The following is a 13,091-nucleotide window of genomic DNA, read 5'->3' as shown; positions in this document are numbered from 1 at the left end:
CAAACGAATTTAACGCTGTAGTAAGGAGTAACAGCTGTTAAAACACAAGATACTGAACACACAGCAATACCCTGTATCATTAACGTTCAGGTATGGTAAGCACAATTAAATAAAGGAAGTAAGTTGGAGTAAAGTGATGACGACTCCTGGAGCAATATCTCTTGCATAAATTTGCCTACCCAAACTAAGTAAAGCAAACGCGTAATTAAAATTGGAGAGACAGGGAAATGGTTCCCCTATCAGAGAAGCTTTCTGTACAGTGAGCAACGGCTCACTCAACTAAAACAATTGCTCACCTAAAAACAAAAATTATTGTTTGCCAACAGTATTTTGCTGTCGGTTAAGCATGTCTTTTGCAGCACGTTGTTCAGATTCAAGCTGATCTTTTGTACGGCATCTTCGCTTTGTAAATTTACTACCAGTGATGATATCTTGCTTACAGTATAGATCTTCTTGATTCTTAGCTATCTTGCCCTCATTATTATTTTTTGCTGACTCGGTTGTCGAGCTACAACCCGACAGAAGTCCCAATAGAACCACACAAATTCCTGCGATTTTCATAGCAAATCCTTTATTATTAATTATATAAAGTACCTAAGTACACTTCAGAACGAAGTGTTCAAACTTTAGTCTAATCAACATTACAAAGAAAAGCAATTGCACCGATTTTAACAACATAATTGACTAATTTGACTTTAAGAACTCCAGTAATTTCTTTTCTGGCATCGGTTTCGCAAGCAAGAACCCTTGTACTTCATCACATCCAAGCTTTTGTAGCACCGCCATTTGATCCTCAGTTTCAACTCCCTCTGCAATCGTCTTCAGCCCTAACATTTGGCTCAGTGAGATCACAAGATCAGCAATCGCACCGCTGTCATCATGCGGTATGTCTTTCACAAAAGCGCGGTCTATTTTTAATCTAGCAAGCGGCAGTCTTTGTAAATAACTTAAAGAAGAAAAGCCTGTACCAAAGTCATCAATGGCGACTTCAACACCAAACTCCTGCAACTCTTGTAGTGTATTAATCACCGCGTTAACTTCGTCCATAACGACACTTTCTGTGACTTCTAGCTCAATATGCTTGGGATCGACATTGAAAGCACGGATGGTATCTTTAACTTGTTGTGCATAATGAGGAACTTTAAACTGGGGTACTGATACGTTCACCGCAACACTTAAATTACCATACCCTTGCTGCTGTAAAGTCGCTTGAAGTTGACAAGCTTGCTCTAGCACCCACTGACCTATCTCGACGATTAAGCCTGCATTCTCTGCCAAAGGCACAAAAATCCCTGGTGAAATGTAGTTACCATTTCCAGAAGGCCACCGTAGTAACGCTTCACAGCCAATCACTTTTCGATCTGCAATAGAAAATTGTGGTTGATACCACACTTCTAGCTTATTCATCTCAAAGTCTTGGCGAAGCTGCCTGATCAAGCCGAGCTTCCACGCCATTTTTTCTTCAAGGTCAGGCGTATACCAATCAAGTGGAATACTAGATTGTTTAGCTTGGTTCAAGGCAATATATGCCAGCTTTAGGGTTTCTATACCTTGCGCCTGAAAGTCCTCTTGGCGGCATACGCCGATATGAAAGTGCATTGTCAACACATGTTCACCAACTTGATACGGCACGCATAAGTTGTCTATAAATGATGCTTCGTCAAATTGTGCCTCTGCTAATAACAAACCAAAGACGTCAGCACCTATCCTTGATATCAGCTGGGCTTCAGGAAATTCCATAGCAATACGCTCTGCAACCCCTTGCAGTAACAAATTACCAACCTCCTGTCCCAAACCATTATTAATGTCTGAAAATTGGGCAATATCGATGAGGATAAATACAAGCGACTGCTGTTGGTTAAAGTAGCCCTCAATCTTCTCAATGAAATTAGTGCGGTTTGGAAGTTTAGTGAGATTGTCCTTGTACGCTACCTCACGTAATTCGTGAAATAATTTAATATTGTCCAAGCCGACACCAACATTGGTTAAAAATATTTCCGCAAACTTCAGTTGTGCCGCGGATGGCTCAGTCTCCAGCTCTAAGAATATCGCAGCTTTTTTGTTTTTACTCTCCAGTAAAAATGTAACATCATGCTCGGTAGATTGATGTGTTTCTGTATCAATACAGTTTTGCACCTGCATGATAACGCGGCCATTATCGAGCTGCTCAATACCATGACCAAAAAATGCCCGATATTCCTCACTACCACCAAACACCCGCAAGTGCACTTCATCCTCAGGGGAACCTATCACCACCCCTTCACCAGGCGCCCTTAGTATATTAGCCAATTGTGCGACCACTGCGGCGGCAAAGGAACTCATATCGGTGTGACCAAGTATGGCTCGAGAAGCAGTTAATATGTGCTCAAGCGCATGGCTTTGGGCTTCAAGTTCACAGATCTGTTGATAAGATCGAATTGCGGTAAGTAGGGAGGTAACAAGCTTGCTACGTGTAAGCTCCGTCTTCATTTTATAGTCATTAATATCAAACTCTCTAATGACTTTTTCTTCAGGCGCATAACCTGGCTGACCAGTACGCATGATAATTCGCACTGCCATATTTTTAATTTCTTCACGAACCCTACGCACCACATTAAGACCAGCGTCATCGGTTTCCATCACAACATCAAGCAGCATAATGCTAATGTCATTTTGCTGTTTTAGTATTTCGATTGCCTCAGCGCCTGAATAGGCATGCAAAAACCTGAGTCTTTTACCCCAAAATTCTAGGTTTGACAGAGCAAGTTTAGTAACAGAATGAATTTCTGGATCATCATCAACAACTAATACATCCCAAAAAGCACTTGTTATTTCTTCTTCTTGAGTAACTTCATCGTGCTCTGCAAACAAATAATCATCTTGCTCAGGTGCCATGCTTTACCCTTTAAATCCGTACTACTCTTTAATTATAGGCACTGATCCAACGCAGTGTTTACCATCAAATAAAATATGGTACATTTTTACTATTACAGTTCAGTTTGATTAAAAAACGTGAAATATTATAGTCGAGCATAGAACAAAATAGATGATTTAGCATACTTTTTACTAAAGAGGATTTTGTATCAAACGACTATCGACTCCCATGAGAACGCTGATGCTTCTAGCACTGCTGATTATCATTTCAGGATTAGCGATGCCGCACGACTATAAAGTAGTGAAGCAAAGCAGAGCTGAAGTAACGAACACTGCGCTAACTCCCCTTGTGTTAACTCACTGGCCAACACTATTTAATTGGCAATCAACACAGAGTGTTTATTTTCGAATACTCCCAAAGAAGCAACACGTAGGTAGTTCAGCGGTTTTAGTCCATCCATGGGGCGAAGCTGAGTTAACCGTGACCAAAAGTACGGCTCAACATCTTGGGTTATCTTTATATATTGATGATGAACACTTTGCCAACATAACCCTTAACTTATTGACTGCACAAGCCGATACACAATTAATGGTCTCCATCGAAGGCAGAGTGAATACTCCATTTTTAGGAAGCTTTATTGCCCTATTTATGCAGCAATATTTGCAGCAAATCACAGACTCTGCCGTTAACCATATGAACACACATTATAAATTAAGAGCATGATATGGCAGTCAAAAATGCACAGGTAAAGTCAGCACTGGCACTTTCTATTGAAGAGCAGCTTGGCTACCCAATGGTCAAAAGGATCACTCCTCTCGTGACACAGAATGACCATTACCAGTCTGATAAGAACAAAGATAATCAATATACCGTCAGCACCCCGCACAGCACGCTGAAGCGCGCGCTAAAGCGTCAGCAATTGATAAAAATCCAACAGCAGCAAAATTTAGAAACTATTATGGGCATGTCACTCACAATCTGCCCTGAGGTAACTTCAAGAGGTCGACCAGATCCAGATTGGCTAGCGCACTTTAATACGATGGCTGAAGACATTGCCAATCACTCAATGCAAAAGTTATGGGCAAAGATTTTAGTCGGCGAAAGTATCAACCCTGGTACATTTTCAATTAAAAGTCTGCAAACATTGAAAATGATGACACAACGCGAAGCAACGGCACTGCAAAAGTGTGCACCGCTTTGCGGTTACTTGGAAAAAGAAGATAGCTATTTGATACTTCACGGTTACTATAAAAAGCCATCTATTTTTGATTTGTTGAGAAAAGGCAGTACTGAATCTGTAAACCTTAGCCAAGCGGGGTTAAGCTTTCCGAACGTACTGACACTCATGGATATCAATATCCTGTATCGACAAGAGATAGAGTCTGCTTCTTTGCAAAAAGGGCAATCTATGCAGCTGGTTTATCAGCGTAAAAAGCTCACACTGACAGCCAAGTCTAATGACCTCGTATTAAGTTACTACAAACTAACGCAGACAGGAGATGAGCTGAAAAAGCTACTACAAAATCCAATCAACAAAAACTATAAGCAACTACTAGAAAAAGCACTAGAGAATGAGTTTTTACTAGAGTGGGAAAGTAGATAACTAACCAGAGGTTTGGATAAAGAATGTTCCAACTCATTGTTGCTAAAACACAACTTAGTTTTCCCCTTGTCTAGCCAGAGCTTTAGGGAAAAATCCGCTCCCGTGTCCTGCTCTCGCTAAGGTACCTACATTCTGTAGGCAAGGCGAGTTTACTCCCAATAGTTGGCAATTGGGAGTGAATTCAACGCAGTTAGCGCTAAAACTGGCTGCTAGAAAGGCATTAATGCTCTAAAGCTCAGGTTATTTATCATTTTATAGCTGTTTTTAAGTTAGAAATGTAACTGGATCCCAGCAAAAGGTCCCGATACATCTAAATCAGTATAAATATCATCAATATCATCTAACTCAAGTACCATTGAGCGATAACCTACTTTAACGGCAACATCAACAGCCATATTATCGATGAACTCGTAAGCAAGACCTACTTGATAATCTTGAATTTTACTATCGTCAATCGCCAACATACTGCCCTCAGCAAAAATGCTTAGCCCAGTTAATGGTAATCCAACTTCACCACGTAAGTAACCTAAAGGTACAAAGCCCGAAAACTCAACTTCTTCCGTTCTAGTTTGGCCATTCGCAGTACCTGTAACCATAATTGAGCCGTCAAATTGTTTGAAGTTCAAACCAAAGTCAAACGTCAACAAGTCGCTGTCTAGTACTTCGTAGTACAGCGTATAATCAATATGGTTTAGATCGGCACTCGTCGTTGCATTGGTACCCACCGTGTACACTTGGCCGCCAAAGTCAAAAGACTCGGTCAGCGTCGTTTGACCGGCTAATTCGAGTTCGGTGTAGCGCAACTTGATATTTGGCACTAAAGGTACTGGGTGCTCCAATGCCGCATAAAAGCTAGTAAACGTCTCGTCGTCAAAATTAAAGGTTTGCATATTGCCTTTTTCAGCAAAGCTTCCTTCGGTTTCGGTATCCCACCCTTCTGCACCGACATAAAGTCCAAGTACCGTATCTGCATGCGCAGCCGGCGCTAGGCAAGCGAGAGATAATGCCGCTGCTAAAAAGTGTTTTTTCATGATGTTATCCTTGCGCTAAAAGTTCACTAAGTTCGATAAGAGCCGCATTGGCTCGCGAAATATAATTTGCCATAACCAACGAATGGTTCGCCACTAAGCCAAACCCACTACCGTTTAAAACCATAGGGCTCCACACTGTTTCCTGTGTTGCTTCTAGTTCTCTAATGATCTGTTGAAGGCTCACCAACGCATTTTTCTTCTCGAGTACCGGCCTAAAATCATGTTCAACTGCTTTTAGGTAATGCAGCAACGCCCAGGTAGCGCCTCTTGCTTCGTAAAATACATCGTCAATTTTCCACCAAGAGGTTTTCACCACATTATGACTAGGAGCCGATGTTGCCTGATCAGCAGCCGAGTCGCCAGCTAAATCTGTGTTCAGCCTATCTTGACCAACACTGGCGCTGAGTCTTTGGCTTAAACTACCCATACGTTTTTCAGCTTCTTTTAGCCAAGCTCTCAGGTTGTCAGCGCGCGCATAAAATTGACTATCACGATTACTGTTATCAGAAATTTGCGTCAAATACTGGCGCAACAAATCGTTGCCTTTTTGGTATTCACCTTCAGCACTTGGCCACATCCACGCCGTTGAGCTGATATTAAACTGTGGTTGAGCTAATTTTAAACTTGGGTGTTCTGTCGATTGAGATTGTGAACGACTGAAGTCTTTGCGCATCGAAAGCGTAAGATCTCGCGTCATTTCAAGCGCGCCATACTCCCAAGCAGGCATATTATCCATTATTACACTTGGTGGCATCATATCATTAGATAAATAGCCTCCAGGCTTATTCAGCAAGGTATCCGTCACTTTTATCAAGGTATGTGTTGTCACATATCCAGTAACTAATGTATTACCATTTTTCTGCGCATCTGCCTTTGCAGCTGCGACAACGTCAAACTGATCCGGCTCGACACTCCAGTAAACAGCAATAACATACCCAAGCAGTATGACAGCGATAATACCAGAGATAATTTTTCCCGTATGATTTCCCATTTAATACCCCACAGAGTTAATGATGAGTGTGATGTGGTGTGTCTGACTTTGCTTTACCACCAAACATATCTGCAAGTGCCACGATACCTGCCATCGTGTAGACTCGATCACCATCAGCAAAATATAGCGTAAGCTTGTGCTTATCACCGACTTTTAGTGTCTTAAGTGGCTCAAAAACCATTAAGTGATACCCGCCAGGTTGAAATACCACTGACTTTCCTGCTGGGATCGTCAACTCATCAACACGCTGCATAGTCATCATGTCTTCTTTGTGAATATGTTCATGAATTTCAACGCGTTTCACCCCCTCAAGCGACGCCTTCACTAGTATTTTGTCGTGTTGGGTTGGGTTGTCGATAACAAGATAACCCGCTGTTGAGGGCGCTGCCGGTAAAAACGCACGTACCGTCGCGCTGTGTACCATAAGCTGCTCAGAACTATGATGATGGTGAGCTTGCTCATCGTTTTGATGAGAAAAAGCGTTAAAGCCGATAAAAGTTGATAAAGCAAAAAATAAGGTTTTGATTACACTTGATTTCATATTGGCTTTCCTTGGAATTATACTGCAAATAACTATATCACAGATCCCAATTTAGCGTGTTTTTATCTCCTACATCAATATAAGTCAAAGGCTCAAGCTTGCGCCTGAGCAGACTTATCAACCACTAGCCACACTATCGCAATAATACAGATGAGTGGAAATAGGACAATCAGCGAATTAAATAGCAGTGTCATTACTAGCCCAATGAACACGATAAGGAGTAGACCTAAAATACCCGCACTAAGGAGTGCAACTATTACCACCAAGGCCACGATTGCCAAAAGCAACGCCAATATCTCAAAACCGACCCAACCTAGGTCAACACCCATTTCCAATTGCAAGTCGCTGATGTCCAGCCACATTAGTGGTAGCGACACCCACGAAAGCGCCAATAAACATACCAACGCAAAAAATATACCGGCAACAACTTTCATAGTGCCTACCTCGCCACCTTGTCTTAGTTATCGTATTTGGCTTTTGGCATCGCAAACCACGCCACACCGTAAGCCAACATTACAAACATTGGGAACTTAAAAAACAGTAGTACTGTAAGTAAACGCGTTAGCCAAATTGGCATATCAAAGCGTTGTGCTAATTGCGCACAAACGCCGCCGATTTTCTTTGAACTATTCATTTGAGACAGTGTTGATTGATATCTATTTTTCATCTTAATCCCCTTTTGCTTTAGTTGTTCAGCCGTCATTTAAAGCGAGCTTAGCTCGCTATTTTTTGCTTCAATTGTGCCAGCTCATCGTCAATTTTCTGTTGCTTTTGCTCATCTTCAAAGCGTTGCCACACATCAGGCTGCCCCAAATCGTAAGACTCAACTTCAGCCTCTATCCGCGCCACTTTACGCTCCAACTCATCAAATTTGCGTGTCGCTGAGCGCATTTCATCACTACTTAGTGTTTGCTTAATATTTAGCCTTGCTTGCCCTGCCTCCAGACGGCGTAGCATTCCTTTCTCTTTTGCTTTCAACTGTTGAATTTTGCTTTGCAACTTATCAGCATCTGCACTGAGTTTTTCTAGTGCAGGGGCTAGGTCATCAACCTTTTGCTGTGCTTCTTGCGCTTTTTCTATTTCTCGCTGCTTTTGCTCAAGGGCAGAGCGAGCGAGATCTTCACGACCTTTTTCAAGTGCATGTTCAGCTTTGCTTTGCCACGTTGCAGAAGCGTTATTTGCTTGCTCGATTTGGCGCTGTGCAATTTTTTGCTGACAAATAAACTCCGCAGCGGTTGCACGACAGTCAGCTAGCGCTTCTTCTAAGTCACGAATCAACTGAGATGTCAGTTTTTGTGGATCTTCAGCTTTGTCTAGTAACGCGTTAAATTCTGCTTTGATAAGATCTTCAATTCTGTTGATGATGGTCATTGTTCGGCTCCTTTTATAATATAGTTAAACTATTCCAAGAGCCGTGCCAAAAATAAAAACAAAATTAAATCATGAGGTTATATATTTTTTAGAAGGTAGCCAGATTAATTGAAAAGCATTAAATAGTGAAAAAGACGATAAAATCGTCTTTTTCACACTGAAGGTGGGAGTAATATATTTTACACTTCAGGCACAAAAGACAGTGCCTTTTCCATCACCTCAATACCGGCCTCTTTTTTGTGGCCATTTTCTGATAAGTGGCGGCGAAAGCCTCGCGCACCAGGTTGGTTTTGAAAAATACCCAACATATGACGCGCGATATGCCAAAAGTTTGCGCCATTCGACATCTCACTTTCAAAGTAGTCATACATGCTTCTTACCACCTGATGGCGAGTTTGCGTAAACGCAGCTTCGCCATACAGTAGCTCATCAACTTGCGACAACATAAACGGGTTACTGTAGGCTTCGCGGCCAACCATTACACCGTCAAGATGAGCCAAATGGTGCTGACACTCCTCAAGGGTTTTAACACCACCATTAATACTTATGTGCAGATCAGGGTAGTCTTTCTTTAATTGATAAACACGGGGGTAATCAAGCGGTGGGATCTCGCGATTTTCTTTCGGGCTTAACCCTTGCAACCACGCTTTTCGAGCATGGATAATAAAATCATCACAGCCAACGGCCTTTGAAGCTTCAATCAACGCCGTAAGAAACTCATAAGAGTCTTGTTCATCAATACCGATACGCGTCTTTACTGTAACCGGAATACTCACTTGCGCCTTCATTGCGGCCACACAGTCGGCAACGAGCTGAGGTTCAGCCATTAAACACGCCCCAAAGCGACCATTTTGCACACGATCTGACGGGCAGCCTACATTCAGGTTTACTTCACTATAGCCATATTCTTCTGCGCGTTTAGCGCATTCTGCTAATGCTTTAGGATCAGAGCCACCCAACTGTAGCGCTACCGGCAATTCATGCGCACCAAATGCCAAATAATCCCCTTTACCAAAAATAATCGCACCTGTGGTGATCATCTCAGTGTAAAGTACCGCATGTTTTGTCAGTTTACGGTGAAAGGTTCTGCAATGTCGATCCGTCCAATCCAGCATGGGTGCAACGCTAAAGCGGCGAAAGGCGTCAACGCAGTGGTTCGGTGTTTGTGGTGCTAAGGGTGGAGTTGGTTGTTGGCTCATGGTATGGCTTTCTCAATCAGATTTGCTATCAACGAGCAGTACTAATTATCTATAGCAGTACATAGCTCAAAGAGATGATTGCGTATTATACCGCAGCTTCTGATAGTTCTTAAGTATAATTGCCAATAACAAATACAAAAAAGCCGCATGCTCTTGAACTTGCGGCTCTTAACCTGCCGGGCTTGTGGCCTTTTGATGACTTATAGATAACGCTCTACTTCCGTCATTTTATTTTTTGCAAACTGGCTATTTGGGCTGATGGTAAGTAGTTGCTGGTAGTGCGCAAATGCTTGCGCATATTGCTTATTTAACTCATACGCTTGTGCGATACTGCTGTGGTAATAAGGCTGCTCGTTATTTTGCGTCAGCACAAATTTAAAGATTTCAATGCCATTATTAACTTGGCCATTTTCAACAAGATTGTTGCCCCACTCCACCAAAATCTCTAAATCATACATTACGCCAGTATCTTGTTGCGCTGTTGCAAACGTCGCGGCAAAGTTGCTAAAGCCTCGCTCATCTGTGAGCTGCGATAAGTATGCCATCGGCTGATAGGCCTTTTGCTTACTTGGCTCATTAAATTCTGGAATATAATACGCGGCAATATCATCGACAAAACTAATGGGTAACCCACCCAGTAGATTAGTAAGCACGATTACTGACACCTTGTCTTCAGGATAGGTGATCACTGTCACCGCGTCGCCACCGCTAGCACTGATAGCTGGGTGATATTTACGCTGCGTTACCTGCCAGCCCATTGCATAGCCGTTTTCTTTGTTGTTAAAGGCTTCAGTGCGACCATTATTCAGCTTAACTGGTGTCCATAGCATATCCAGCTCTTTAACTAGCTTACCTTGTTGTAACGATACAAGATAATTAGCCAATTCTGTTGCTGTTGAGCTCATTCCTGCTGCGGTTCTTAGTATGTAAGGGAATTCACCGTAAAAGTTTTTATAATTCCCCTCGCCCAAATGAATATATTGACGAGCTTGATGAGGCACCATGCGTTCAAGATAATCAAATCCAGCTTGCCCCGTTTGCGGCATATTAGCGCGTGCTAACTGCATCTTGGTAATAAAAGCAGGAAACCCTTCTGGTACATATTTATCAATGATTTTACCCAAAATCACATAGCCAGTTTGGTTATAACTAAAACGCGAATTAGGTGTAAATTGAAAAGGCTGCTTTTGTATAGCTTGCCATGAGGCCTCTGCATCGTTTGGTACAATGGTTTCTAAGCCAGCACTTAATTCGAGGATAGGCGGTAACCCAGTTGTATGACCCATTAACTGATTAATTTTGAGTGGCTGCCAAGCCTCTGGTAACTCCGGTAAGTGCTTACCAATTTCATCATCAATATTTAAATAGCCTTGCTCAGCGAGCTGCACAATTGCAACACCGGTAAACGCCTTTGTCATCGAGTTAATCGGAAATAATGTCTGCTCCGTCACTGGTACTTGATGCTGTAAATCTGCAAAACCATAACTTCCTTGCTTAACAACTTTTTCGTCCTTAATAACGGCCAACTGTAAGCCCGGGATGTGTCTTTCTTTCATGAGGGTTTTGATCAGCTTATCGACCGACTCAGCTTTGACCAAAGATGAAAATAATGCTGACCATAACAGCGTGCCAAGCCATAGTACAGTTGATAATAATACTTTGTTGTTCTTATACATGTTCGTTCCATTGCTCATTTCGTTTGAGAGATAGTGCTATCTTTCCAAGTACTATACCAACATTAAAATTCATTTATAATCAAAAGGTTAAATTAAATCTAGAGCTATTTGTAGTAAAAGAATTAATAAAAAGTGGTGAGATGGACAAACAAGTGGTGTATTTAACAAGAAGTAGTAAAGTGGAAGTCTCAAGCGTAAACATCTCATGTTGGGATGTTTACGCTTGAGGTGTGAGTCAGCCTATAAGCCGGGTTCTGTTCTCTCCCGAGGGAGATCGATAATCATTCGTCTAGGCCTAGGATCGCTCCTAGGCTCAAGCAACCTACCCGGTTCCGATGCGGGCCACACCATAAGGAACCCTATTTGGTCTTGCTCCGGGTGGAGTTTACCTTGCAACCAACTGTTACCAGTGGCCCGGTGCGCTCTTACCGCACCCTTTCACCCTTACCGGTCCCGAAGGACTTAGGCGGTCTTCTCTCTGCTGCACTTGTCGTAGGCTCACGCCCCCCAGCCGTTAGCTGGCACCCTGCCCATTGGAGCCCGGACTTTCCTCCCCCTGATCATTTTCGTCACAGGCAGCGATTATCCGGCTGACTCAGGCGGTGGATTATACGCAGTATTGTGCCAAATAGATATAGCCCATTATTGATAAATTGTTTCTGCAATAGTTTGCTTTTGGCATTTCATTAGGTGCAGTTGAACGATTACTAACACCAGTATTTGCAGACCGGCTCCGAATCCAAGTATATACTCGACTTGAAGTGGTTCTATCGAAAATTGACTTTGCAACCAAGGACTCAGCAATAACGATAACAATCCTCCCAAAAGTACCCCAAGCATGCAAACAAGAGTAAACTCTCCGGCAACGGCAATGCTTTGTTTACGATGACTGATCCCAAGCGCACGTAATATTCCCATGGTTTTTTGTCTCGCCACAAAGTTAAACTTTACGACCCCCCAGACAGTTGCAAAAACCACCAACATAAATGCCCCCATCACAGCAGATAGCATAGCGCTCAATGCAAAATCTTTTCTCAATCCAGCAGCGCGATAGCTTGGTAATACGCCGCTTTTTGCTATTACTCGCTTTAGCGCTTGCTGTTGCAGCGCATTCTCCAGCATACTTTGTGCTATCGCAGTGTCTGTATCTGGCGCAAATTTCACTAACATCGATGTCCACTTGCCCAGCTTCACTTGAGGTAGCACGACCACAAATTGGCCTCGTGTAGATTTAAAGTTTGCGCCCACCAGCGGATCAATCACTCCTACTATGGTATAGCTACTATCACCTGCGGTGATAACTTTGCCAACAACAGAATATTCACCAAATAACTTGAGTGCGAGCGCCTTGTTGATTAAGGCCACACTGGCATCTTCATCACTACTGACCACATCATTCGAAGTAAAGTTTCTACCTGCAATGATGTCCACCGCTAGGGTTGGGACAAACTGCTCATCGGCATAAAACACACTACTGGTTAATTCATCATTGCTATTGGGTTGCTGTAACTTCAGCTCAGGGCCGCCGCCTCCAAATGGCACGGGGGTCGCAAAACTGACAGTCTCCACTTCAGCCATCGCTAGTAGTATTGCTTCATCCTTTTTCGCTTGCATATCATAGTCAACATCCTGTTCAAGGTACTTGAGCCATACCGAGAATGTTGTTTCACCAAAATAAGGCGTATGCTTTATCTCTCCTTGTGCTTTATTCAGTACCGCTGCGGCATTCACCATCACCAATAAGGCTAAGGCAATAATAACGGCCATCAACAAATAAGGGAGTTTTCGATACGCTAAAAATTGAAGTGTTGTTTTTATTATCATT

The 13,091-nt window shown here is 42.6% G+C and carries 13 protein-coding genes and 1 other RNA gene; 2 read left to right on the top strand and 12 right to left on the bottom strand.

Annotated elements, in window-relative coordinates:
- Nucleotides 1–309: 309 nt before the first annotated feature.
- Both HUZ36_RS13805 and HUZ36_RS13800 read right to left on the bottom strand, forming a co-directional pair.
- Nucleotides 310–561, bottom strand: coding sequence for a hypothetical protein (locus tag HUZ36_RS13805; RefSeq protein ID WP_176033153.1), 252 nt, complete (start codon nucleotides 559–561; stop codon nucleotides 310–312).
- 123 nt (nucleotides 562–684) lie between these two features.
- Nucleotides 685–2,874, bottom strand: coding sequence for a bifunctional diguanylate cyclase/phosphodiesterase (locus tag HUZ36_RS13800; protein WP_176033152.1), 2,190 nt, complete (start codon nucleotides 2,872–2,874; stop codon nucleotides 685–687).
- A gap of 220 nt (nucleotides 2,875–3,094) precedes the next feature.
- Between HUZ36_RS13800 and HUZ36_RS13795 the strand changes: the two genes are divergently transcribed.
- Together HUZ36_RS13795 and HUZ36_RS13790 are read left to right on the top strand one after the other, a co-directional pair.
- Nucleotides 3,095–3,577 carry a hypothetical protein gene (locus HUZ36_RS13795; RefSeq protein ID WP_125251133.1) on the top strand — a complete coding sequence of 161 codons (483 nt, stop codon included), beginning with the start codon at nucleotides 3,095–3,097 and terminating at the stop codon, nucleotides 3,575–3,577.
- A 1-nt stretch (nucleotide 3,578) separates the two neighbouring features.
- Nucleotides 3,579–4,457: a TIGR03899 family protein gene (locus HUZ36_RS13790; RefSeq protein WP_125251134.1), complete on the top strand. Its 879-nt coding sequence runs from the start codon at nucleotides 3,579–3,581 to the stop codon at nucleotides 4,455–4,457.
- 269 nt (nucleotides 4,458–4,726) lie between these two features.
- Here the strand turns inward: HUZ36_RS13790 and HUZ36_RS13785 are convergent, their stop codons facing one another.
- From HUZ36_RS13785 to HUZ36_RS13740, 10 genes are all read right to left on the bottom strand, one after another.
- Entirely contained in the window at nucleotides 4,727–5,488 is a 762-nt protein-coding gene (locus HUZ36_RS13785) for a TIGR04219 family outer membrane beta-barrel protein (protein WP_128731580.1), read from the bottom strand.
- A 4-nt stretch (nucleotides 5,489–5,492) separates the two neighbouring features.
- Entirely contained in the window at nucleotides 5,493–6,479 is a 987-nt protein-coding gene (locus HUZ36_RS13780; RefSeq protein ID WP_125251136.1) for a DUF2333 family protein, read from the bottom strand.
- Between the two features lie 16 nt (nucleotides 6,480–6,495).
- Nucleotides 6,496–7,020, bottom strand: coding sequence for a copper chaperone PCu(A)C (locus tag HUZ36_RS13775; RefSeq protein ID WP_176033151.1), 525 nt, complete (start codon nucleotides 7,018–7,020; stop codon nucleotides 6,496–6,498).
- 92 nt (nucleotides 7,021–7,112) lie between these two features.
- Complete coding sequence (locus tag HUZ36_RS13770; RefSeq protein WP_125251138.1) at nucleotides 7,113–7,454, bottom strand: hypothetical protein; 342 nt, start codon at nucleotides 7,452–7,454, stop codon at nucleotides 7,113–7,115.
- A gap of 23 nt (nucleotides 7,455–7,477) precedes the next feature.
- Nucleotides 7,478–7,687: a PspC domain-containing protein gene (locus HUZ36_RS13765; RefSeq protein ID WP_125251139.1), complete on the bottom strand. Its 210-nt coding sequence runs from the start codon at nucleotides 7,685–7,687 to the stop codon at nucleotides 7,478–7,480.
- Between the two features lie 47 nt (nucleotides 7,688–7,734).
- A complete protein-coding gene (locus HUZ36_RS13760) occupies nucleotides 7,735–8,391 on the bottom strand; it encodes a PspA/IM30 family protein (RefSeq protein ID WP_176033150.1) in 657 nt (218 codons plus the stop codon).
- 179 nt (nucleotides 8,392–8,570) lie between these two features.
- Entirely contained in the window at nucleotides 8,571–9,590 is a 1,020-nt protein-coding gene (gene dusA, locus HUZ36_RS13755; protein ID WP_128731584.1) for a tRNA dihydrouridine(20/20a) synthase DusA, read from the bottom strand.
- Nucleotides 9,591–9,790: 200 nt separating this feature from the next.
- Nucleotides 9,791–11,266: a serine hydrolase domain-containing protein gene (locus HUZ36_RS13750; protein WP_176033149.1), complete on the bottom strand. Its 1,476-nt coding sequence runs from the start codon at nucleotides 11,264–11,266 to the stop codon at nucleotides 9,791–9,793.
- 227 nt (nucleotides 11,267–11,493) lie between these two features.
- An RNA gene (gene rnpB, locus HUZ36_RS13745) (RNase P RNA component class A) lies at nucleotides 11,494–11,864 on the bottom strand.
- A gap of 44 nt (nucleotides 11,865–11,908) precedes the next feature.
- Nucleotides 11,909–13,090: an ABC transporter permease gene (locus HUZ36_RS13740; protein WP_176033148.1), complete on the bottom strand. Its 1,182-nt coding sequence runs from the start codon at nucleotides 13,088–13,090 to the stop codon at nucleotides 11,909–11,911.
- Between the last annotated feature and the right edge of the window lies 1 nt (nucleotide 13,091).

It is taken from the genome of Pseudoalteromonas sp. McH1-7 (assembly GCF_013366255.1).
Taxonomy (GTDB): Bacteria; Pseudomonadota; Gammaproteobacteria; order Enterobacterales; family Alteromonadaceae; genus Pseudoalteromonas; species Pseudoalteromonas peptidolytica.
Note: the sequence above shows the minus strand (reverse complement) of the source record. Positions and strands in the feature narration are given on the sequence as shown.